Genomic DNA, 21793 nt, shown 5'->3' with positions numbered 1-21793 from the left:
TTACCGATGTTGTGTGTCGCCAGCGGCCCGCTGGAAATGCCGGACCTGGATCTGGAAACCGTTACGCAAGCCCACGTAGAGGCTGTCCCCTGGAATCAGCCCCGCAGCGTTGGCCCAACGGGCCAGGTCGTCCTGCTCGAAGCCAAGCCACAGGTCGCCGCAGGCATCGCGGGCCCAACCTTGGTCATGGCTGCAAAGCTCGGTGACCAGCAGGCTGCCGCCCGCTTTCACCCGTCTGGCCAGCTGGCGCAAAGCCAGGGCCGGGTCGCTGAAATGGTGCAGGACCATGTTCAGCACAACGCAGTCGGCGTTTACATCCGTTGTACCCAGTGCATCGGCCAACTGCAGGTTTACGTTATCCAGTTGCTCGCGTTCGCAAACTTGTCGCGCCAGGTCTAGCATGGTCGGGCTGTTGTCCATGCCCGTGACCTGGGCGAAGCGCCGGGCCAGGTCAGGCAGGAAACCGCCATCGCCGGGGCCGACTTCGAGGGCACTGGCATGCGGGCCGAAATGCAGCTTGTCGAGCAATGCCAGCAGGCTGTCGCGGTACTGCGGCAGGCCGGCGATCAGGTCTTGCTGGGCGCGAAACTTCTCTTCCACGCGTAGGAAAAAGTCCTGGCTGGTGGCGGCGCGGCGTTGCTGGACCTGATCAATGCGTGCCAGCACATCCTGGGGCAGGCCTAGCGCATCGACTTCGTCGAGCAATGCCGCGTGCAGGCGACCGCCATGGCGCTGGCTGTCGGGCAGGGCGCGGCGATAGAAGATCGCATTGCCTTCGCGGCGCGTCGCCACCAGCTCGGCCTGCGCCAGTACCTTGAGGTGATGGCTCATGCCCGACTGGCCGATGTCGAAAATCTGCGCCAGCTCCAGCACGCCGAACGAGTCGCTGGCTAGCGCGCGCAGTACATTCAGGCGCAGCGGATCGCCGCTGGCCTTGCACAGGGCAGCCAACTCGTCGCTGCTTTGAAGTGGAATGGGGGTGGGCAAATTCATGGGGCGGGAGTCTAGACAGGCAGCGATGCCCCTGCAAGGTCAATATCAAAAAGTTTTGATATTGCTGATGGGCTGCAAGCTTTCAGCAGCAAGCAAAGCGCGGTGGTGTCACAAGTCGGGACGCTCTTGCCGCTTAAAGCTTGCCGCTTGGCGCTTTAATGTTTGCCCCCGGCCCCCGCACTGGGCGAAAATGGTCGCCTTTTTTCGTTTCACCACTTATTTAAAGCCCCAGGAGACTCAGCGATGCCCAGCCGTCGTGAACGTGCCAACGCCATTCGTGCCCTCAGCATGGATGCCGTGCAAAAGGCCAACAGCGGCCACCCAGGTGCCCCCATGGGTATGGCGGATATCGCCGAAGTGCTTTGGCGCGACTACCTCAAGCACAACCCAAGCAACCCGAACTTCGCCGACCGTGACCGCTTCGTGCTGTCCAACGGCCATGGCTCGATGCTGATCTACTCGCTGCTGCACCTGACCGGCTACGACCTGTCGATCGACGATCTCAAGGCCTTCCGTCAACTGCACAGCCGCACTCCGGGTCACCCGGAGTATGGCTATACCCCAGGCGTGGAGACCACCACCGGTCCGCTCGGCCAAGGTATCGCCAACGCCGTGGGCTTCGCCCTGGCTGAAAAAGTCCTGGCGGCCCAGTTCAACCGTGACGGCCACACCATCGTCGACCACAACACCTACGTGTTCCTGGGCGATGGCTGCATGATGGAAGGTATCTCCCATGAGGTCGCCTCGCTGGCCGGCACCTTGGGCCTGAACAAGCTGATCGCCTTCTATGACGACAACGGCATCTCCATCGACGGCGAAGTGCACGGCTGGTTCACCGACAACACCCCGGCGCGCTTCGAAGCGTACAACTGGCAGGTGATCCGTAACGTCAACGGTCACGATGCCGACGAAATCAAGATGGCCATCGACACCGCTCGCAAGAGCGACCGTCCGACCCTGATCTGCTGCAAGACCATCATCGGCTTCGGCTCGCCGAACAAGCAGGGCAAAGAAGACTGCCACGGTGCGCCGCTTGGCAACGACGAAATCGCCCTGGCTCGCAAGGAGCTGAACTGGAACCACGGCCCGTTCGAAATCCCAGCCGACATCTACGCCGAGTGGGACGCCAAGGCTGCCGGTGCCAAGGCCGAGGCCGAGTGGAACCAGCGCTTCGACGCCTACGCCAAGGCGTTCCCGGAGCTGGCTGCCGAGTTCAAACGTCGTGCTGCCGGTGACCTGCCTGCCGACTTCAGCGCCAAGGCCCAGCAGTACATCAACGAAGTCGCGGCCAAGGGCGAAACCATCGCTAGCCGTAAAGCCAGCCAGAACACCCTGAACGCTTTCGGTCCGCTGCTGCCCGAGTTCCTCGGCGGCTCGGCTGACCTGGCCGGCTCCAACCTGACCCTGTGGAAGGGTTGCAAGGGCGTCGAAGCCAATGACGCCAACGGCAACTACGTGTTCTACGGCGTACGCGAGTTCGGCATGACCGCCATCATGAACGGCGTTGCCCTGCACGGCGGCCTGGTGCCGTACGGCGCGACCTTCCTGATGTTCATGGAATACGCGCGTAACGCAGTGCGCATGTCGGCACTGATGAAGCAGCGTGTGATCCATGTCTACACCCACGATTCCATCGGCCTGGGCGAAGACGGCCCGACCCACCAGCCGATCGAGCAACTGACCAGCCTGCGCAGCACTCCGAACCTGGATACCTGGCGTCCAGCCGACGCGGTGGAATCCGCCGTGTCCTGGAAGTACGCCCTGGAGCGTAAGGACGGCCCATCGGCGCTGATCTTCTCGCGTCAGAACCTGCAACATCAGGACCGCGACGCCCAGCAGATCGCTGATATCGCGCGTGGCGGTTACGTGCTCAAGGACTGCGCAGGCGAGCCTGAGCTGATCCTGATCGCCACCGGCTCGGAAGTCGGCCTGGCCGTTCAGGCCTTCGACAAGCTCAGCGAGCAGGGCCGCAAGGTCCGCGTGGTGTCGATGCCGAGCACCAGCGTGTTCGACGCCCAGGACGCCGCCTACAAGCAGTCGGTCCTGCCACTGCAAGTCGGTGCACGTATCGCTATCGAAGCTGCCCACGCGGACTTCTGGTACAAGTACGTCGGCCTCGAAGGCCGTGTCATCGGCATGACCACCTATGGCGAATCGGCTCCGGCCCCTGCGCTGTTCGAGGAATTTGGCTTCACCCTGGAGAACATCCTGGGTACCGCCGAAGAGCTGCTGGAAGACTGATACAGGCAAGGCGAGGGCCGTTGGCCCTCGTTCGCGGCGCAAGGCCGCTCCTACAGGGTATTGCGTATGCCGTCCCCTGTAGGAGCGGCCTTGTGCCGCGAATGGGCCGCATAGCGGCCCCGTTCAACCGCCGGAGTTCAAGAGCTACTTATGCCCCACCCGCGCCCCTATAAAGTTGCACTCAACGGTTACGGCCGCATTGGCCGTTGTGTCCTGCGCGCACTGTTCGAGCGTAGGGCGGAGGCTGGCTTCGAGATCGTCGCGTTGAACGACCTGGCCGATCAGGCCAGCATCGAATACCTGACTCGCTTCGACTCCACCCATGGCCGTTTTCCCGGCGAGGTAAAGGTCGACGGCGACTGTCTGCACATCAACGGCGACTGCGTGAAAGTGCTGCGCAGCGCCACCCCCGAGGGCATTGACTGGGCCTCCCTGGACATCGACCTGGTGCTGGAGTGCTCCGGTGCCTACAACACCCGTGCCGACGGCCAGCGTTTCCTCGACGCCGGCGCGCCGCGAGTGCTGTTCTCGCAACCGATGGCCAGTGAGGCCGATGTCGATGCCACCGTGGTCTACGGCATCAACCAGGATGGCCTGACCGGTGCCGAGCGTCTGGTGTCGAACGCCTCCTGTACCACCAACTGCGGCGTGCCGCTGTTGCGGGTGCTGGACCAGGCATTCGGCATCGAGTACGTACAGATCACTACCATCCACTCGGCAATGAATGACCAGCCAGTGATCGATGCCTATCACCACGAAGACCTGCGCCGCACGCGTTCGGCATTCCAGTCGGTGATCCCTGTGTCGACCGGGCTTGCCCGGGGTATCGAGCGGCTGCTCCCGGAACTTGCCGGGCGAATTCAGGCCAAAGCCGTACGCGTGCCGACGGTGAACGTCTCGTGCCTGGACATCACCCTGCAAACCGCTCGTGACACCAGCGCCGCAGAGGTCAACCGGGTGTTGCGCGAGGCCGCGCTGAGCGGACCGCTCAAAGGTTTGCTGGCCTACACCGAGTTGCCCCATGCCAGCTGTGATTTTAACCATGACCCGCATTCGGCCATCGTCGATGCCAGCCAGACCCGCGTTTCCGGCCCTCGCCTGGTGAACCTGCTGGCTTGGTTCGACAACGAATGGGGGTTCGCCAACCGTATGCTCGACGTTGCCCAGCACTACTTGCACGTCGTCCAACCACTCCGCAGCAAACAGCCCTGAAGGACTGCATTCATGACCGTGTTGAAGATGACCGACCTCGACCTGCAAGGTAAGCGCGTACTGATTCGCGAAGACCTCAACGTCCCTGTTAAGGACGGTGTGGTCGCGAGCGATGCGCGTATCCTGGCCGCGCTGCCGACCATCAAGCTGGCCCTGGAAAAGGGTGCAGCGGTAATGGTCTGCTCGCACCTGGGTCGCCCAACCGAAGGTGAGTTCTCCGCCGAGAACAGCCTCAAGCCCGTGGCCGACTACCTGAGCAAGGCCCTGGGCCGCGAAGTGCCGCTGGTGGCCGACTACCTGGGTGGCGTCGAGGTCAAGGCCGGCGACCTGGTACTGTTCGAGAACGTGCGCTTCAACAAGGGCGAGAAAAAGAACGTCGATGAACTGGCCCAGCAATATGCAGCCCTGTGCGACGTGTTCGTGATGGATGCCTTCGGCACCGCCCACCGCGCCGAGGGTTCGACCCACGGCGTTGCCAAGTTCGCCAAGGTGGCCGCTGCCGGCCCACTGCTGGCCGCCGAGCTGGACGCCCTGGGCAAGGCCCTGAAGGCCCCGGCCAAGCCGATGGCGGCGATCGTCGCCGGCTCCAAGGTGTCGACCAAGCTGGACGTACTGAACAGCCTCAGCTCGGTCTGCGACCAGCTGATCGTCGGCGGCGGCATCGCCAACACCTTCCTGGCCGCCGCCGGTCACCCGGTCGGCAAGTCGCTGTACGAGCCTGACCTGGTCGAAACCGCCAAGGCCATCGCCGCCAAGGTCAGCGTGCCGCTGCCGGTTGACGTGGTGGTGGCCAAGACGTTTGCCGAAGACGCCGAAGCGACCGTCAAGGCCATCGCGGATGTTGCCGCCGACGACATGATCCTGGACATCGGCCCGCAAACTGCGGCCAATTTCGCCGAGTTGCTGAAATCGTCCAAGACCATCCTGTGGAACGGCCCAGTGGGCGTGTTCGAATTCGACCAGTTCGGCAACGGCACCCAGGTGCTGGCCAAGGCCATCGCCGAGAGCGCCGCGTTCTCCATCGCCGGTGGCGGCGATACCCTGGCGGCCATCGACAAATATGCTGTCGGTAAGGAAATCTCCTACATTTCTACCGGTGGCGGTGCGTTCCTCGAGTTCGTCGAAGGCAAGGTCCTGCCGGCCGTCGCCATCCTCGAACAGCGGGCCAAGGCCTGAGCACCACGGCGCCAGGCAAAGGGAGCGACCTGATGGTCAAGCAATTGCCGTTGTTGATCCTCGCGGGCCTGCTCGGCGCTTGTGCCAGCAGCCCGTCTTCGGACGCCGAGCCTGCGCAGTCGTCCAAGGGCGGCTGCTACCAGTCTCAGTGGCAGGCCGAGACGGTGCCTGTGATCAGCAAGCGCGTGGGCCCGGATGGCCTGGAAAAGTACGACGACGAACACCAGCGCAAGGCGCCGGGCTGCCCTTGATCGGCGCCTGGGCAACCAAGCTTGGCTTTTGTGGTCTTGGACTAGGGGCTGCGTAGCGGACCCAACATGAGGTTTAACGGATGAAAGCGCTACTGGCCCTGATAGCCCTGGCGACACTGGCAGGCTGTTCGCTGCTGCAACCGGCCCAACCCGCATCGGCGGACAACTGGACCCGCTGGGTGTGCGACAGCAAGGCGCAAGTGCTGTGGCGCTTCGCCGACGCCAAGCAGGACGCGGTGGACGTGCGCCTGGCGGGCAGCGACCAGGTCTACCGGCTCAAGTCCGAGCCGGGCGCTTCGGGCGCGCTGTACAGTGACGGCGTGCTGGCCTTCCACACCAAGGGCAACGAAGGCTTGGTGTACTGGGTGGCGACCGACGATCTGATTGGGCGGGGCTGCAAGGCACCGTGACTGGCCGGGCCACGACGATGGCCCACACTACTTGAACAGCAAGCGCCCCTGCGGCAGGCTTGCACGAAACAACGACGCTTGTCGGGAGAGAGATACACAATGGCACTCATTAGCATGCGCCAGATGCTGGACCACGCCGCCGAGTTCGGCTACGGCGTTCCGGCTTTCAACGTCAACAACCTCGAGCAGATGCGCGCCATCATGGAAGCGGCCAACGCGACCGACTCCCCGGTTATCGTTCAGGCCTCCGCCGGTGCCCGCAAATATGCTGGTGCCCCGTTCCTGCGCCACCTGATCCTGGCAGCCATCGAAGAGTTCCCGCATATCCCGGTGTGCATGCACCAGGACCACGGCACCAGCCCTGACGTGTGCCAGCGTTCGATCCAACTGGGCTTCAGCTCGGTCATGATGGACGGCTCGCTCGGTGAAGACGGCAAGACCCCGACTGATTACGAGTACAACGTGCGCGTTACCCAGCAAACCGTCGCCATGGCCCACGCCTGCGGCGTTTCGGTCGAAGGCGAGCTGGGCTGCCTGGGTTCGCTGGAAACCGGCATGGCCGGTGAAGAGGACGGTATCGGCGCCGAAGGCGTGCTGGATCACAGCCAGATGCTGACTGACCCGGAAGAAGCCGCCGACTTCGTCAAGAAGACCCAAGTGGACGCCCTGGCCATCGCCATCGGCACCAGCCACGGCGCCTACAAGTTCACCAAGCCGCCGACCGGTGACGTGCTGGCGATCGACCGTATCAAGGAAATCCACAAGCGCATCCCGAACACCCATCTGGTGATGCACGGTTCTTCCTCGGTGCCGCAAGAGTGGCTGGCGATCATCAACCAGTACGGCGGTGACATTAAGGAAACCTACGGCGTACCGGTCGAAGAGATCGTCGAAGGCATCAAGCACGGCGTACGTAAGGTCAACATCGACACCGACCTGCGTCTGGCCTCCACGGGTGCCATGCGCCGCCTGATGGCGCAGAACCCGAGTGAGTTCGACCCACGCAAGTTCTTCGGTGAAACCGTCAAGGCCATGCGTGACGTGTGCATCGCGCGTTACGAAGCGTTCGGCACTGCCGGTAATGCCTCTAAGATCAAGCCGATCTCCCTGGAAGGCATGTTCCAGCGCTACCTCAAAGGTGAGCTCAACGCCAAGGTCAACTGATCCGGCGATGTGCAAAAAACCCGCATTCATGCGGGTTTTTTTTTAGGTTCGGGGGTGAACAACCTGTCGTCCACGTGAATCTATCGTTCACGCAAGCCGAACTGATGGGTTGTCATGTAGCGTATATTTGTGACGCAGTTGGCAAAAAAAAGCACATCGACCGTTAGTCGGCTACCATCAGATTCATGGCTGAACGCCATAAGTGTGCATTGCGTCTTGATGTGCGCTGTCTAGAGTAAATATCGGATCCAATCAAGGCCGTGGTCGTTCTAACAAGAGAAGCAACATGGATGTCGCTCATACGCAAACATCGGACAGCAGGTCGACGCTACTCGTCGTAGACGACTATCCGGAAAACCTCATCAGCATGCGCGCCTTGCTGTCACGCCAGGATTGGCAGGTGCTGACCGCAAGCTCCGGGATGGAAGCGCTGAGTACGTTGCTGGAGCATGAAGTGGACCTGGTGCTGCTCGATGTGCAGATGCCCGAGATGGATGGCTTCGAAGTCGCCCGCCTGATGCGCGGCAGCCAACGCACGCGGCTGACACCGATCATTTTCCTGACTGCCAACGAACAATCCGAAGCGGCTGTACTCAAGGGCTATGCCAGTGGTGCGGTGGATTACCTGTTCAAGCCGTTCGACCCGCAAATCCTCAAGCCCAAGGTACAAGCGTTGCTGGAGCAGCAGCACAGCCGGCGCATGCTGCAGCGCCTGACCCGTGAGCTTGAAGCGGCGCGAGCGTTCAATGCTTCGATCCTGGAGAACGCTGCCGAAGGCATTCTGGTGGTGGATGAGTCGGGTACTATCGGCTTTGCCAACCCGGCCATTTCCCGGTTGCTGGATACCCCGGTGAACACGCTGCAAGGTGCCCACGTGCTCGACCTGATCCAGTTGCCGTGCGCCAACCTGTGGTTTGACTCGGACTTCTACCAGGCCTACCTCGGCCGCGAGATTTTCCGTGTGCATGATGCCCAGTTGCGAACGTCATGTGGTCAACTGGTGCCGGTGGCGCTGTCCTGCGCGCCGCTGCCGGCCGAGCAGCGGGCGATGGTGGTGACCGTGCTGGACATGTCGGTGGTGCACAGCCTGCACCAACAGCTTGAGTATCAGGCGGTGACCGACCCACTGACGGGGCTGCTCAATCGCCGTGGCTTCTATCAGGCCGCGGAAAGTGCGCTGCTGCGCAACGAGCGTTCCGGGAAGGCCAAGGCCTTGATGTACATGGACCTGGACGGCTTCAAGCGGATCAACGACTTGCTCGGCCACGAGGCGGGCGACCAGGTGTTGCGCTGGGTTTCCGAGCAGCTCAAGGATTGCCTGGGCAGTGCGGCGTTGCTGGCACGCATGGGCGGCGACGAATTCACCGCATTGTTCGATGGGCTGCCTTACCCGGAGCAGGCGGGGCGCTTCGCCGAGCAGTTGCTCGAACGCATGTCAGGGTTCAAGGAGGTCGATGGCCTGGAAGTGAGCCTTGGGGTGAGCATCGGCATTGCCACCTATCCCGACTGTGGCGCCAACGTCGAAGGGTTGTTGCGGGCCTCGGACGTGGCGATGTATGCGGCCAAGCAGGCGGGGCGCCAGCAGTACCGATTCTATGACCAGGAACTCAACGGTCGCGCACGCTCGCGCTTGATGCTCGAGGACAGCGTGCGCGCGGCCATCGAGCAGAACGACTTCACCCTTGTCTACCAACCCCAGGTGGCCTTCGCCGACGGCCGTGTGCGTGGCTTCGAAGCGTTGCTGCGCTGGAAGCACCCAAGCGTTGGCGACGTGCCGCCGGGGCTGTTCATTCCACTGCTCGAAGAGGCCCGGCTGATCAACCAGCTGGCCAGCTGGATCTACCGTAAAGGCGCCGACCAGCGCTGCGCGTGGCATGAGCGCTTCGGCGAGGGGGTGGTGCTGGGGATCAGCCTGGGGCGCGCGCAGTTTGCCATGCCCGGGCTGGCCGACGAACTGGCACGGGTGATCGGTGAATACGGCCTGCAGGGTTGCCAGCTGGAAGTGGAGGTGGCCGAAACCTCGCTGATGTACAACATCGATGCAGCGGTCAAGCAGATCAACCGCCTGCGCGAGCTGGGCATTCGTGTGGCGCTGGACGACTTTGGCGCCGGTGACTGCTCGCTGCGCATGCTACGCGACCTGCCCATCGACACCCTCAAGCTCGACCGCCATCTGGTGGCGCGCCTGCCGGATTCGGTGCAGGACATCGCCCTGGTGCGCAGCGTCATCGATTTGTGTGCCGCATACGGCATCACGGTGATCGCCGAAGGCGTCGAAACCCAGGCCCAGGCCGACTGGCTCAAGGCGGCGGGGTGTGCCTACGTGCAAGGCTTCCTGGTGGCGCGGCCAATGACTGCCAGCGATGCCAGCGATTTTCCGGTGGTTTTCCCCTGGGGCACATGATTGGCTACACTCGGCGCTCCTTGTACCGATTTGCCTGCCATGACCGTACTTCGCTACCTGCAAGCCTACCCGCCGCACCTTCAGGAACAGGTCCGCCAGATGATCGCCAGTGGGCGCCTGGGTGATTACCTACAGCAACGCTACCCCGAACGCCACACGGTACAGAACGACAAGGCGTTGTACACCTATGCCCAGGACCTCAAGCAGGCCTTCCTGCGCAACGCCGCGCCGCTGGACAAGGTCATGTTCGACAACCGCCTGGACCTGACCCACCGTGCGCTTGGGCTGAACACCGCCGTGTCGCGGGTGCAGGGTGGCAAGCTCAAGGCCAAGAAGGAAATCCGCATCGCCTCGCTGTTCAAGGAGGCTGCGCCAGAGTTCCTGCGCATGATCGTGGTGCACGAACTGGCGCACCTGAAGGAGCGTGATCACAACAAGGCGTTTTACCAGCTCTGCGAGCACATGGAGCCGGACTACCATCAACTGGAATTCGACCTGCGCGTCTACCTGACCCTTCGGGAGCTGCCAGGCACCACCTGAGGCACACGCACCGCATGAGCACGCAAGTGAGCAAGACCCGCAGCAGTTTCTATCGGCGCCTGTATGTCGCCTGGCTGGTCGACAGCCAGACCGCGACCAGCGTGCCTGCCTTGATGGAAGCCACTGGCATGCCTCGGCGCACGGCGCAGGACACCATCGCCGCCCTGGCCGACCTGGACATTGCCTGTGAGTTCGAGCAGCAGGCCGGCGCGCGCAACCATGCCGGGCACTACCGCATCCGCGACTGGGGGGCGATTGATAAGCAGTGGATCATCCAGCACCTGCGCACGATTCGCGATGTGCTGGGGTATCCCTGACGGCAGTAAGACGGTGATCCCTGTAGGCGCGGCCTTGCCGGAGTGCCGGACCGGCCGGAAAGGGCTGCGTAGCGGCCCCAGGATCTCGACATCATGCAAAATTGCCGGGGCTGCTACGCAGCCCTTTCCGGCCGGTCCGGCGCCCCGGCGAGGCCGCTCCTACAGCAAGCGTTTCAGTTGATGGGGCTGATGCAGGAGCACTTTCAAACCTTGCGCATGCCGATATGCGGAATATCGTCCTCCAGATACACCTCCCCGAATGCCACGAAGCCATGCCGGGCGTAATACCCCTGCAAATGTGCCTGTGCCGACAGGTACACCGGCGTTCCTGGCCAGCAATGCGTCGCGCATTCCAGCCCCTTGAGCAGCAATTCATGGCCCAGCCCGCCGCCGCGCGCGTGCGCTGCGGTCACCACGCGGCCGATCACCACATCGCCCTCGTGTGACTGAGGGTCGAGCAAGCGCAGGTAGGCCACCAGCTTGTCGCCCTGCCAGCCCATCAGGTGCAGGGTATCGCCGACCAAGTCCTGCCCATCGACTTCCTGATAGGCACAGCGCTGCTCAACCACGAAGACGTGCGTGCGCAGTTGCAGCAGCGCATACAGGTGCTCTTTGCTGAGGTCGGTATGGTGCTTGCAGATCCATTCGATGGACATGAAACGGGCTCCTGGGATGGCGCTGAATCATCGCAAATCCTGATGCCGGGTACGAGTACCGCTGCTGGTGCGGCATTCGGCCAAAATAGAGGCTAAATGACATTATTGTCCGCTGCCCAGCCGAGTCGGCTTGTGTAATCTGCAAGGCGGATTGGTAGTAAGGATCACCTTCTTCAGCGTCGGCCCTCCACTGCAAAGGGACTTGAGCATGCGGCCACTGCTTTGCGTTCTTGGCTTACTGAGCGTGTTGTATGCGGTGCCTGCCCTGGCGCAGGAGCGGTTGCGCCTGGTGGCCGACAACTGGCCACCGTTCAGCGACAGCGGCATGCCGGGTGGGGGGCTTGCCACCAGCCTGGTCACGACGGCGCTCAACCGCGCAGGTTTCACCACGGCATTCGAAGAGGTGCCCTGGGCTCGGGCCCTGATGGGCATTGGCGACGGGCGCTACGATGTGTTGGTCAACGCCTGGTACAACGACGAGCGCGAACGTATCGGCCAGTTCTCTGGCGCCTACCTCACCAACCGTATCCGCCTGCTGCAACAGCAGCACCAACGCTTCACCTATGAGCGCCTGGCTGACTTGTACCCCTACACCATCGCCGTGGTGCGCGACTATGCCTACTCGCCGGCCTTTGACCGCGACACGCGCTTGAACAAAGTGACGGTGCGCAACTTTTCCTCGGCCGTGCGGATGCTGGCGGCTGGCCGGGTCGATCTGGCGGTGGAGGATGAGTACGTTGCGCGCTACAACTTGCAGCGCGAACCGCCGTCGGTACGCGATGGCATCCGCTTCGTGGAGGCGCCGCTGGGGGAGAACAGCCTGCATATCCTGGTGAGCTTGCAGCATCCCGATCACCAGCAGATCGTTGCGCGCTTCGAGCAGGCCATCGCGGCGATGAAGGCCGATGGCAGCTACGCGCGTCTGATGCACCAATATGGATTTTGAACGCAGAGCCTAGGGCGCTGAGCTGGCTAACCGGCGTACAGCGCCCTGCCCGGCCGTTCAGCCCGGCTGCCCTTCCTTGATCAGATGCCCTGCGAGCGTGCGCAGCGGCCCCAGTTGTCGGCAGATCAGCGCTAACTGGGTCTGCACCAGCCGCTGATGCTCGTCCAGTTCGTCTGGCATCTGTTCCAGGGCATTGGCCAGGGCTTCTTCGGCATCGCTGTGGATCGCCACGGGCAGGCGTGCGCTCAGGCCGTTGGCGATTTCGTCGAGGCTGGCGGCCAGGGTCTGCCCGGCGCCGTCGATCAACTGCTCATGCACCTCGGTCGGTAATGCGGTGTCGCGGTGTGCACCCAGACCGGACAGGTAGCTGAGCAGGGTGTGCGACAGGACCAGGAAGCGGAAGCCCACGTCGGCTTCCTTGCGAAAGTGTCCAGGCTCCATGAGCATGTTGGCCAAGGTGGTGGATAACGCCGCGTCGGCGTTGTGGGCATTACGCCGGGCCAGCCGGTAGGCGAGATCGTCGCGTTTGCCATGCGCATACTGCTGCATGATCTGGCGCAGGTACTGGCTGGCGCAGGCCAGCGTGTTGCCCAGCACTTTGTTTAGGCGTCGGCCCTGCCAGTCGGGCAGGAACAGGAACACGGCCAGGATGGCGATCAGGCTGCCCACCAAGGTATCGAACAGACGCGGCAGGAACAACCCATAGCCATCGCCGATCTGGTTGAAGCAGAACAGCACCATCAGGGTGATCGCTGCCGTGGCCAGGGTGTAGCGGGTGGTGCGGTTGACGAAGAACACCACCCCGGCCACCACGGCAAAGGTCGATTGGATCAGCGGGTTGGGGAACAGGTCGAACAGCGCCCAGCCCACCGTCAGGCCCATGGCCGTGCCGGCCACGCGCTGTACCAGTTTGCGCCGTGTTGCACCGTAGTTGGGCTGGCACACGAACAGTGTGGTGAGGATGATCCAGTAGCCCTGGGTCGGGTGGATCAGGTGCACCATGCCATAGCCCACCAGCAGCGCCAGCGAGAGGCGCAGCGCATGGCGAAACAGCAGCGAGGTGGGGGTGAACTGGGTGCGCAGGCGGGTCCAGACATCCTTGAGGGTGCGCGGCGAGCGGTCCAGCAAGCTGCTGTCGCTGGCGTCGGCCAGGCTATCGGGGTTGCTGGCGGCGCTGAGGAGCCGGTCCAGCGTGGCCAGGTTGGCGGCCAGCGCTCGCAACGAGCGCAGCAGGCCACGCCAGGCCGGGTTGCTCTGGATGCGCAAGTGCTCCAGCGAGGCGTTGAGGTCCTCCAGGGCTTCGGGGTAGCCGCTGGCCAGGACGAACGGCTGGCGCAGGCGGATCGAGCGGGCCAGTTCCTGGCACGAGGCGCCCTGTTTGCGTAGCAGGCGCTGACAACGGAACATCACGTCGCTGTGGAAAAACGCCGCGGTCAGGGCGTTGTAGGGGTAGTGCGAGGCGCTGACCCGTTCGTGAATATCCTGCGCCAAGAAGTACAGCTTCAGGTAGCGGCTGACCTTTGAGTTGGGTTGGCTGTTGCCGACCCGGTGCAGGATGATTTCCTTGGCCGCGTTGAGTGCAGCGACCACCCGCCCATTCTGCTTGGCCAGCTCAAGGCGCGTGGCCTCGACGTCGAGGGTGCGCACCGGCTCGAACAGGCTGGCCTTGAGCTTGAGGTAGCTGCCCAGTTCGAAGAACAGCTTGGCCAGGCTTTGTTGCACCGGTTGGTTGGAAAACAGCGCCTGCCAGAGTACCGACAACAGGCCGTACCAGCCTGCACCGGCTACCAGCAGCAGGGGCTCGTGCCAGAAATCGGTCACTTCGCCGCCGCGCTGGTCCACGCCGATCATGGTGTACACCGAGAGAATCAGCGTGGCTGAGGCAATCGCCCCATAGCGCTCGCCCAGTGCGCCGAGCATGGTCAGGCCAAAGGCGGCCAGTGCCAGCGACGCGGCGAAAATCCAGGGGTAGGGGAACAGCAACTCCACCGACAGCGCGGCGATGGCGAAACAGGTCAGGGTCACGGCCAGTGCGCTGAGGCGGCCTTGCCAGCCGTCGTCGGTCTCGGCCAGCGCGCTGGCGATGATGCCGAGGAACAGCGGAATGAGCAGGCTCATCTCGTTCTGGTACCAGCACCAGGCCATGCTGCCGGTCAGGGCGATGGTCACCCGGATGGCATAGCTGAACTTGTCTTGACCCCACAGGCGACGCAATGAATGGCGAAACGAGCTGGATGACATGATGGCCCTGGGCAGTGAGCGGATGAATACCTGATGAGGCCCTTTCGTGGCACCAGGCCGCTCCACATGAGATTGCGTACCTCTGTAGGAGCGGCCTGGTGCCGCGAAGCATGGCGCTCCAGCACAGACCAGCAAGAAGCGTTCCGTGCTGCTGAATGGATTCTACTCTACACGAACTGCGCTGCGGCGTTGGCCGAAGCCCAGGCCCACTGGAAGTTGAAACCGCCCAGGTGCCCGCTCACATCCAGTACCTCGCCGATGAAGTACAGCCCAGGGCTCTTCAACGACTCCATGGTCTTGGACGACACCTCGCGGGTGTCCACGCCGCCCAAGGTGACCTCGGCGGTGCGGTAGCCCTCGGTGCCCGCCGGCACCACCTGCCAGGCCGCCAGTTTTTCGGCGACCTCGGCCAGTTCTGCCGGTGTGTATTGCTTCAGCGGCTTGGACACGAACCATTGTTCGGCGAGCAGGTTCGCGAGCTTGCGGGTGAATACTTCACCGAGCACGGTCTTGAGTTCGCTGTTGGGGCGCTCGAGCTGCTGGCCTTGCAGCCATTGCAGCGCGTCGCGATCCGGCAGCAGGTTGATCTCGACGCTGTCGCCAGCCTCCCAGAACGACGAAACCTGCAGGATTGCCGGGCCGCTCAGGCCACGGTGAGTGAACAGCAGGTTCTCGCGGAAGCTCACCCCGTTGCAGCTGGCCACGCAGTCCAGCGAGGTGCCCGACAACTCTGTGCACAGTGCCTTGAGTTGGGGCTCGGTGATGGTGAACGGCACCAGCCCGGCGCGTGTCGGCAGCAGTTCGTGGCCGAACTGGCGAGCCACTTGGTAACCGAAGCCGGTGGCGCCCAAGGTTGGGATCGACAGCCCACCGGTGGCGATCACCAGCGACTGGCAGGCGAATGGCCCGGCACTGGTGTGCAGAGTGTAGCCTGCGTCGGTCTTGGCGATCTGCTCGATGCTGGTGTTCATACGCAGCTCGGCACCGGCTGTGTCGCACTCGGCCAGGAGCATGTCGAGGATGTCGCTGGACTTGTTGTCGCAGAACAGCTGGCCGAGTTTCTTCTCGTGGTACGGCACGCCATGCTTGCACACCAGCTCGATGAAGTCCCATTGGGTGTAGCGAGCCAACGCCGACTTGCAGAAGTGTGGGTTGTGCGAGAGGAAGTTGGCAGGCTCGGTGTACAGGTTGGTGAAATTGCAGCGCCCGCCGCCGGACATGAGGATCTTCTTGCCCGGTTTGTTGGCGTGGTCGAGCACCAGCACCCGGCGCCCACGTTGGGCGGCGAGCTGGGCGCACATCAGGCCGGCGGCGCCGGCGCCGAGAATGATCACGTCGGTGGAGTGCACGGTGTAAACCTGTCTGGAATGGATATGGGAACGCCAAACCTGTGGGAGCGGGTTTACCCGCGAATGCGATGGTGCATCCACTACCGCTTTCGTGGGTAAACCCGCTCCCACAGGGAACTTGCTGACTTCAAATGATACGGACTTTAAGGGCGCGGCCCTTGATCTTGCCGCTGTTGAGCCGCTGCATGGCCTGCTTGGCCAGCGCCCGCTCCACGGCCACGAAGGCCACGAAATCGAAGATGGCGATCTTGCCCACCTGTTTGCCCGGAATGCCCGCATCGCCGGTCAGCGCCCCCAGGATATCGCCTGGGCGCAGCTTGTCCTTGCGGCCTGCGCCGATGCATAGGGTGGTCATGCTTGGCAGCAGCGGCTCGCCGCCCTTGTGCTTGAGATTGTCCAGCTGTTCCCAGCGCAGCGGCGTGTTTTGCAGGTCTTCGATGGCCTGGGCGCGGTGGCCTTCGGCCGGGGCCACCAGGCTGATCGCCACGCCTTTCTCGCCGGCACGCCCGGTGCGGCCGACCCGGTGTACGTGGATTTCGGCGTCACGCGCCAGCTCGACGTTGATCACCAGGTCCAGGCCGTCGATGTCCAGGCCACGGGCGGCCACGTCGGTGGCCACCAGCACCGAGCTGCTGCGGTTGGCGAACATCGTCAGCACCTGGTCACGGTCGCGTTGTTCCAGGTCGCCGTGCAGCGCCTGGGCGACGATGCCTTTGGCGGTGAGGTGGGCGACCACGTCCTCGCACTGCTGCTTGGTGAAGCAGAACGCCACGCAGGATTGCGGGCGGTAGTGGCCGAGCACGCGGGTCACTGCTTCCAGGCGCTGTTGCGGGTCGATCTCGATGAAGCGCTGCTCGATCTGGCTGTCACTGTGCAGCGCCTCGACCTTGACCTGCTGCGGCTGGCGCATGAAGTCCTTGGCCAGTTGCTCGATGCCGGCCGGGTAGGTGGCCGAGAACAGCAGGGTCTGGCGGCGCGACGGGGTCTTGCCGATGATGCTGGCGATGGCATCGAAGAAGCCCATGTCGAGCATGCGGTCGGCTTCGTCGAGCACCAGGGTGTTGAGGCCGCTGAGCGACAGGGTGCCTTTGTCCAGGTGCTGCTGGATGCGTCCTGGGGTGCCGACGATGATGTGCGCACCGTGCTCCAGCGAGGCGATCTGCGGGCCCAGCGACACGCCGCCACAGAGGGTGAGGATCTTGATGTTGTCCTCGGCCCGGGCCAGGCGGCGCAGCTCCTTGGCGACCTGGTCGGCCAACTCGCGGGTCGGGCACAGCACCAGCGCCTGGCAGCCGAAGTAGCGAGGATTGATCGGGTTGAGCAGGCCAATGCCGAAGGCGGCGGTCTTGCCGCTGCCGGTCTTGGCCTGGGCGATCAGGTCCTGCCCCTTGAGAATGACCGGCAGGCTCTGCGCCTGGATCGGCGTCATCGAGGTGTAGCCCAGCGCATCCAGGTTGGCCAGCATGGCGGTGGACAGCGGGAGGGTGGCAAAGGCGGTGGTTTCAACGGTCACGGGGCGGGCCTGCTGCGAAGCGAAAAATGCCGCACAGTCTACCAGCCTCGCGGCCATTCGCCCTACGACTCGACGTGTTCTTCCGGACGACGGGCACGCCTTCCGTCCGTCGGCGAAAGTTGCAGGAAGATCGCTGCCGCCAGCATGGCCATCACCCCGATAGTCACGAAGGTCAGTTGGAACGCCCCCAGCGTGGTCTCTACCCCATCGGCATTGCCCGCCGCCGTGAAGCCACCCAGTAGTGCACCCGCGCAGGCCACGCCCAGGCTCAGCGACAACTGCGCGACCACCGACAGCAGGCTGTTGCCGCTGCTGGCGCTGGCGTCGTCCAGGTCGATCAGGGTGACCGTGTTCATCGCTGTGAACTGCATCGAGTTCACCGCACCCAGCAACGCCAACTGCACCAGCAGCAGCGCATAGGGCGTCTGTTCGGTCACCAGCCCCAGGCTGGCCAGCAGTATGCCGAGCAGCAGGGTGTTGCCGGTGAGCACGATGCGGTAGCCCAGGCGCTCGATCAATGGCCGTGCCACCGATTTGGCGAGCATCGCCGCCGCGGCCAGCGGGATCATGCTCATGCCGGCCTGGGCAGGCGAGTAGCCCAGCGCCACTTGCAGCAGCAACGGCACCAGGAACGGCAGGGCACCGCTGCCGAGCCTGGCGAACAGGTTGCCGAGAATGCCGATGGCGAAGGTCCGCACACGGAACAGCGAGGGTGAGAACAGCGGCTCGGGGTCGCGGCCTGCACGCAGCCAGTAGGCGGCCAGGCAGGCCATGCCGGCGAACAGCAGCAACATCACCCGCAGGTGTGGCAGGTGCAGCTCGCCCAGGCCCTCCATGGCGATGGTGATCAGCACCATCGCCGCGCCGAACAGCAGGAAGCCCGGGCCGTCGAAGCGCGTCCGCTCGGCGCCGCGCAGGTCGGGGATGAACTTCCACACCGCGTAGCAGCCCAGTGCGCCGACGGGCAGGTTGATCAGGAAGATCCAGTGCCAGCTCAGGATCTGCACCAGCCAGCCGCCCAACGTCGGGCCCAGCAGCGGGCCGAGCAGGCCGGGGATGGTGATGAAACTCATGATCCGCACCAGCTCCGTACGCGGGTAGGCGCGCAGCACTACCAGTCGCCCGACCGGCAGCATCAGCGCACCGCCCAGGCCCTGTACGATGCGGGCGAAGATCAGCATGCCCAGGCTGTTGGCCATGGCGCACAACAGCGAGCCGAAGCTGAACAGCAAGATTGCGCCAAAGAAGATGCGCTTGGTGCCGAAGCGGTCGGCGATCCAGCCCGAGGCTGGGATCAGCAAGGCCACGGTGAGCATGTAGGCAATGATCACCCCCTGCATGCGCAGTGGGTCTTCGGCCAGCGAGCGGGCCATGGCCGGCAGCGCGGTGTTGAGGATGGTGCCGTCCAGCGACTGCATGAAAAAAGCGATGGCCACCACCCAGGGCAGCCAGCGTGCGGTGATGGGGTCCAGGTTGGCGCGGTCGGGCATGGGTTACCTCAGGTTCTCGATTGTCCGGTGCCGGCCCCTTCAGGTTCATCAGCAACCCTGTGGAAGCGGGTTCGCCGGCGAAGGGGTCGGCCCTGCCATTCACAACGTCAGGGTCAGACCTTTGACCAGCGCTCCTGGCAGATGACTCGACCCGGTACTGCGCTGGCCGTAGGTGCTGGTGGACAGGATCATCTCGCGCTCGCAGGTCAGTGCTTCCAGCTGGTTGCCCAGCAGGTGATAGAGGCTGTCGTCGAAGCGCATGGTGCTTACCGGGCCCTGGATCTGGCCGTTCTCCACCCAGAACGTGGCGAAGCGGGTCAGGCCGGTCATGCGCGCGGCGGGCAGGTCTGAGTAGTTCAGGTACCACAGGTTGCTGATGTACAGGCCGGTGCCCAGGCGCTGCAAGACCTCATCATTCGGCAGGCTACCGGCTGCCAGGCTCAGGGCGCAGGGCGACTCGTAGCTGTCCGCGCCATTGGCGGTAAGGCCGAACTCGGCAGCGCTGCGGGCGCTGACCAGGCGTTGCTGCGCCTGGCCTTCGGCAATCAGGCAAAGGTCCTGGCGCGGCGAGCCCTCGTCGGAAAACGCCGGGCTCAGTGAGCCGCTGACCTGCTCGCTGAGCGTCACCTGCGGGCTGAGCCGGGCGTCACCGTTGTACAGGCGTTGCAGCGGGCTGTTGCCGGTAGCCAGGTCCTGGGCTGAGAAACCGCCCCAGCAGAGCATGCCGGTGATTTCGTCCATGGCCGCAGGTGCCAGGTAGGCCCGGTAGCTGCCAGGCTTGAGGGTGATGGCCGGGCGACCCAGGTGCTGCAGTTGTTCGCGGGCCTGGCGCAGGCGTGCGGCGAAGGCTTCGCTGCTCCAGGTCTGGCCGGCGTAGTTGGCCTTGACCGCTTGGCCGTCGGCGTGGAACAGGCTCCAATCGAAATTGAAGCTGTTGGCCTGGTGCCAGCCGAACGCCCCGAACGAGCTGGCGAAGCCTCGACAGATGGGGCCAGCGGCGTAGATGCCGACCAAGTCTAGGTCGCCTGCCTCGCGCTCGACCAGCGCCAGCACTTCGTCCAGCTCGGGCAACGGCTGCGCGTGCAGGCTGTGGCTGTGCCAGGGGCTTTCATCCAGGCTCAGGTACGGATCGAGTGGCAGCAGCGGTAGGGTCTGGCGCAGTTGTGCCAGGGCCTCGAACAGGCGCTGGCGGTCCAGTTCGGGATCATCGCCCAGGGTGAGCTGCTGTTCGGCCTGGCGCCCCTCATTGACCAGACGCAGTTGCACGCTGGCCTGGCTGACTTCTCCCGCCTGGCGCACCTTGGCATGGTTCAGGCGCACGAATTGTGACTGCTCGGCGCTGTAGCCGAGGGTGAACTGCTCGCCAGGTTGCAGTGCATCGCGCAGGGCGCCGAGCAGGTCTTCGAAGCGTTGCTGATAGATGCTCATCAGGCGTCCCCTCCAAATACGTCGATCTGGCGGAACACACAGGCTGGCGAGGCATGGCCGACCCGCACCACCTGGTTGGGTTCGCCCTTGCCGCAGTTGGGTGTGCCGAGTACCTGGAAGGTGCTGCGGTCGCCCACCGCCGACAGGTTGCGCCAGAAGTCGGCGGAAATGCCGCGGTAGTTGGGGTTTTTCACAACGCCCTTGAGCTCGCCGTTTTCGATCAGTTGGCCCCACTCGCAGCCAAACTGGAACTTGTTGCGCGCATCATCGATGGACCACGAGCGGTTGGTACGCATCAGAATGCCGTGCTCGATAGCGCCGATCAGTTGCGCCAGTGTTTGCTCGCCCGGCTCGATATTGAGGTTGGCCATGCGGTCGATGGGCGCACGGTTCCAGCCGCAGGCGCGGCTGTTGGCCACGCCATCGAGCCCCGAACGCCATTGCGACAGCGCACCGCCCAGCGGGCGTACCAGCAGCCCGTCGCGGATCAGGAATTGCTTGCTGGCCTGGGTGCCGTCGTCATCGAAACTGTAGCTGGCCAGCTCTTCGCCGATGCCGGGGTCGAAGGTCACGTTGAGCAGCGCCGAGCCGTACTGCAAGTGGCCGAAGTCGGCAGGTTTGACGAAGCTGGTGCCGGCGTAGTTGCGTTCATCACCGAGAATGCGGTCCATCTCCAGCGGGTGGCCGATGGACTCGTGGATTTGCAGCATCATCTGGTCGGGCATCAGCAGCAGGTCGCGCACGCCGCTCGGGGTGTTGGGCGCCAGCAGCAATTGCAGGGCCTCGTCGGCGACCCGGCGTGCCGCGCCGACCAGGCCGCAGCGCTCGATCACTTCGAAACCACCCTGCTGGCCGAAATTGTCCCGGCCCAAGGTGCGGCTCTGGCTGTCCTGACCATCGCTTGCGGTCACGCCAAGGCCGGGGAACATGAAGCGCTGGGCGTGGCGCAGTTCGGCACCGACGGAGTTCAGGTAGGTCTGCTCGACCCGGGTGATCCCCAGGCTGGCCTGCCAGTCCACCAGACGCGCGTCCTTCGGCACGCTGGCCGATTCTGCGGCGAGCAGTTCGAGGCAGTCGGCAAGGCTCGGTAGTGCGCGGTCAAGGTTGGGCGAGAGGTGATCGTGGCGCTGGCTGGAGACTGACTGGCCGCTCAGGTCGAGCAGGCTGTGGCGCTTGATGCGCCGGGCCAAGGCTTCGGCTTGCTCCAGTGCATGCTGCAATCCGCTTTGCGACAGGTCGGCAGTGGCCGCGTAGGCCTCGACGCCGTCGACGCGCACGGTGAGCATGGCGCCTTCGTCCTGGCTGAAGTGCGGCGGTTCGGCGACGTTGCGCCGAACCGACAACGACTGGTGCGATTGCTTCACATGGCGAAGCGAGAACAGCTCGGCGGTGCTGCGCAGCGCGGCGAAGCGCTGGCGCAGTAGGCCGCTGGAATCGAACATGCGGGAACCTCCGGTACGCG

At 63.9% G+C, this 21793-nt stretch carries 18 protein-coding genes; 10 read left to right on the top strand and 8 right to left on the bottom strand.

Annotated elements, in window-relative coordinates; translation table 11 throughout:
* Positions 1-993 carry an ArsR/SmtB family transcription factor gene (locus tag ACNFIC_RS11820; RefSeq protein WP_416781060.1) on the bottom strand — a complete coding sequence of 331 codons (993 nt, stop codon included), beginning with the start codon at positions 991-993 and terminating at the stop codon, positions 1-3.
* Positions 994-1236: 243 nt separating this feature from the next.
* On the opposite strand from ACNFIC_RS11820, the gene tkt reads away from it, so the two are divergent.
* The 9 genes from tkt (at position 1237) to ACNFIC_RS11775 (ending at position 10708) form a co-directional block, all read left to right on the top strand.
* Entirely contained in the window at positions 1237-3234 is a 1998-nt protein-coding gene (tkt, locus tag ACNFIC_RS11815; RefSeq protein ID WP_138219216.1) for a transketolase, read from the top strand.
* 150 nt (positions 3235-3384) lie between these two features.
* Positions 3385-4446, top strand: a complete 1062-nt coding sequence (gene epd, locus ACNFIC_RS11810; RefSeq protein ID WP_416781059.1) for an erythrose-4-phosphate dehydrogenase — start codon at positions 3385-3387, stop codon at positions 4444-4446.
* A 12-nt stretch (positions 4447-4458) separates the two neighbouring features.
* Complete coding sequence (locus tag ACNFIC_RS11805; protein WP_138219214.1) at positions 4459-5622, top strand: phosphoglycerate kinase; 1164 nt, start codon at positions 4459-4461, stop codon at positions 5620-5622.
* Between the two features lie 32 nt (positions 5623-5654).
* Positions 5655-5873, top strand: a complete 219-nt coding sequence (locus ACNFIC_RS11800; RefSeq protein ID WP_138219213.1) for a hypothetical protein — start codon at positions 5655-5657, stop codon at positions 5871-5873.
* Between the two features lie 80 nt (positions 5874-5953).
* On the top strand, positions 5954-6283 hold the full coding sequence (locus ACNFIC_RS11795; protein WP_138219212.1) for an MliC family protein: 330 nt from the start codon (positions 5954-5956) through the stop codon (positions 6281-6283).
* A 99-nt stretch (positions 6284-6382) separates the two neighbouring features.
* A complete protein-coding gene (gene fba, locus ACNFIC_RS11790) occupies positions 6383-7447 on the top strand; it encodes a class II fructose-bisphosphate aldolase (RefSeq protein ID WP_138219211.1) in 1065 nt (354 codons plus the stop codon).
* 286 nt (positions 7448-7733) lie between these two features.
* A complete protein-coding gene (locus ACNFIC_RS11785; protein WP_416781058.1) occupies positions 7734-9851 on the top strand; it encodes a putative bifunctional diguanylate cyclase/phosphodiesterase in 2118 nt (705 codons plus the stop codon).
* Between the two features lie 39 nt (positions 9852-9890).
* Positions 9891-10391, top strand: coding sequence for a M48 family metallopeptidase (locus ACNFIC_RS11780; RefSeq protein WP_138219209.1), 501 nt, complete (start codon positions 9891-9893; stop codon positions 10389-10391).
* Between the two features lie 14 nt (positions 10392-10405).
* A complete protein-coding gene (locus tag ACNFIC_RS11775) occupies positions 10406-10708 on the top strand; it encodes a winged helix-turn-helix domain-containing protein (protein WP_416781057.1) in 303 nt (100 codons plus the stop codon).
* 203 nt (positions 10709-10911) lie between these two features.
* Here ACNFIC_RS11775 and ACNFIC_RS11770 read toward each other — a convergent pair whose 3' ends face one another.
* Positions 10912-11364 (bottom strand): GNAT family N-acetyltransferase, encoded by a 453-nt coding sequence (locus ACNFIC_RS11770; protein WP_416781056.1) that lies wholly within the window; start codon positions 11362-11364, stop codon positions 10912-10914.
* A gap of 208 nt (positions 11365-11572) precedes the next feature.
* On the opposite strand from ACNFIC_RS11770, the gene ACNFIC_RS11765 reads away from it, so the two are divergent.
* Entirely contained in the window at positions 11573-12310 is a 738-nt protein-coding gene (locus tag ACNFIC_RS11765) for a substrate-binding periplasmic protein (RefSeq protein WP_138219206.1), read from the top strand.
* A gap of 57 nt (positions 12311-12367) precedes the next feature.
* Here the strand turns inward: ACNFIC_RS11765 and yccS are convergent, their stop codons facing one another.
* The 6 genes from yccS to ACNFIC_RS11735 all read right to left on the bottom strand — a co-directional run bounded on the left by yccS (position 12368) and on the right by ACNFIC_RS11735 (position 21773).
* Positions 12368-14551 carry a YccS family putative transporter gene (gene yccS / locus ACNFIC_RS11760; RefSeq protein ID WP_138219205.1) on the bottom strand — a complete coding sequence of 728 codons (2184 nt, stop codon included), beginning with the start codon at positions 14549-14551 and terminating at the stop codon, positions 12368-12370.
* Positions 14552-14718: 167 nt separating this feature from the next.
* A complete protein-coding gene (locus ACNFIC_RS11755) occupies positions 14719-15900 on the bottom strand; it encodes an NAD(P)/FAD-dependent oxidoreductase (RefSeq protein WP_138219204.1) in 1182 nt (393 codons plus the stop codon).
* A gap of 127 nt (positions 15901-16027) precedes the next feature.
* Positions 16028-17365 carry an ATP-dependent RNA helicase DbpA gene (gene dbpA, locus ACNFIC_RS11750; RefSeq protein WP_240791745.1) on the bottom strand — a complete coding sequence of 446 codons (1338 nt, stop codon included), beginning with the start codon at positions 17363-17365 and terminating at the stop codon, positions 16028-16030.
* A 110-nt stretch (positions 17366-17475) separates the two neighbouring features.
* A complete protein-coding gene (mdtD, locus tag ACNFIC_RS11745) occupies positions 17476-18903 on the bottom strand; it encodes a multidrug transporter subunit MdtD (protein WP_138219202.1) in 1428 nt (475 codons plus the stop codon).
* A gap of 99 nt (positions 18904-19002) precedes the next feature.
* The gene (locus ACNFIC_RS11740) at positions 19003-20331 is read right to left on the bottom strand and encodes a TldD/PmbA family protein (protein ID WP_416781055.1); all 1329 of its coding nucleotides are present in this window, start codon (positions 20329-20331) and stop codon (positions 19003-19005) included.
* Positions 20331-21773 (bottom strand): TldD/PmbA family protein, encoded by a 1443-nt coding sequence (locus ACNFIC_RS11735; protein WP_416781054.1) that lies wholly within the window; start codon positions 21771-21773, stop codon positions 20331-20333. The genes ACNFIC_RS11740 and ACNFIC_RS11735 overlap by 1 nt, the downstream gene beginning before the upstream one ends.
* Positions 21774-21793: the final 20 nt, after the last annotated feature.

The sequence above is a fragment of the Pseudomonas sp. NY15463 genome (assembly GCF_048068415.1).
In the GTDB taxonomy this organism is placed as follows: domain Bacteria; phylum Pseudomonadota; class Gammaproteobacteria; order Pseudomonadales; family Pseudomonadaceae; genus Aquipseudomonas; species Aquipseudomonas mosselii_C.
This window is presented reverse-complemented; position numbering and strand designations above follow the sequence as displayed.

Excerpts from the sequence above, each read along its gene's own strand:
- tkt (WP_138219216.1), top strand. The coding sequence starts at position 1,237 with ATGCCCAGCCGTCGTGAACGTGCCAACGCCATTCGTGCCCTCAGCATG.
- fba (WP_138219211.1), top strand. The coding sequence starts at position 6,383 with ATGGCACTCATTAGCATGCGCCAGATGCTGGACCACGCCGCCGAGTTC.
- epd (WP_416781059.1), top strand. The coding sequence starts at position 3,385 with ATGCCCCACCCGCGCCCCTATAAAGTTGCACTCAACGGTTACGGCCGC.
- ACNFIC_RS11795 (WP_138219212.1), top strand. The coding sequence starts at position 5,954 with ATGAAAGCGCTACTGGCCCTGATAGCCCTGGCGACACTGGCAGGCTGT.
- ACNFIC_RS11820 (WP_416781060.1), bottom strand. The coding sequence starts at position 993 with ATGAATTTGCCCACCCCCATTCCACTTCAAAGCAGCGACGAGTTGGCT.
- mdtD (WP_138219202.1), bottom strand. The coding sequence starts at position 18,903 with ATGCCCGACCGCGCCAACCTGGACCCCATCACCGCACGCTGGCTGCCC.
- ACNFIC_RS11780 (WP_138219209.1), top strand. The coding sequence starts at position 9,891 with ATGACCGTACTTCGCTACCTGCAAGCCTACCCGCCGCACCTTCAGGAA.
- ACNFIC_RS11775 (WP_416781057.1), top strand. The coding sequence starts at position 10,406 with ATGAGCACGCAAGTGAGCAAGACCCGCAGCAGTTTCTATCGGCGCCTG.
- ACNFIC_RS11785 (WP_416781058.1), top strand. The coding sequence starts at position 7,734 with ATGGATGTCGCTCATACGCAAACATCGGACAGCAGGTCGACGCTACTC.
- ACNFIC_RS11765 (WP_138219206.1), top strand. The coding sequence starts at position 11,573 with ATGCGGCCACTGCTTTGCGTTCTTGGCTTACTGAGCGTGTTGTATGCG.
- dbpA (WP_240791745.1), bottom strand. The coding sequence starts at position 17,365 with ATGCTGGCCAACCTGGATGCGCTGGGCTACACCTCGATGACGCCGATC.
- ACNFIC_RS11805 (WP_138219214.1), top strand. The coding sequence starts at position 4,459 with ATGACCGTGTTGAAGATGACCGACCTCGACCTGCAAGGTAAGCGCGTA.
- ACNFIC_RS11735 (WP_416781054.1), bottom strand. The coding sequence starts at position 21,773 with ATGTTCGATTCCAGCGGCCTACTGCGCCAGCGCTTCGCCGCGCTGCGC.
- ACNFIC_RS11800 (WP_138219213.1), top strand. The coding sequence starts at position 5,655 with ATGGTCAAGCAATTGCCGTTGTTGATCCTCGCGGGCCTGCTCGGCGCT.
- yccS (WP_138219205.1), bottom strand. The coding sequence starts at position 14,551 with ATGTCATCCAGCTCGTTTCGCCATTCATTGCGTCGCCTGTGGGGTCAA.
- ACNFIC_RS11740 (WP_416781055.1), bottom strand. The coding sequence starts at position 20,331 with ATGAGCATCTATCAGCAACGCTTCGAAGACCTGCTCGGCGCCCTGCGC.
- ACNFIC_RS11770 (WP_416781056.1), bottom strand. The coding sequence starts at position 11,364 with ATGTCCATCGAATGGATCTGCAAGCACCATACCGACCTCAGCAAAGAG.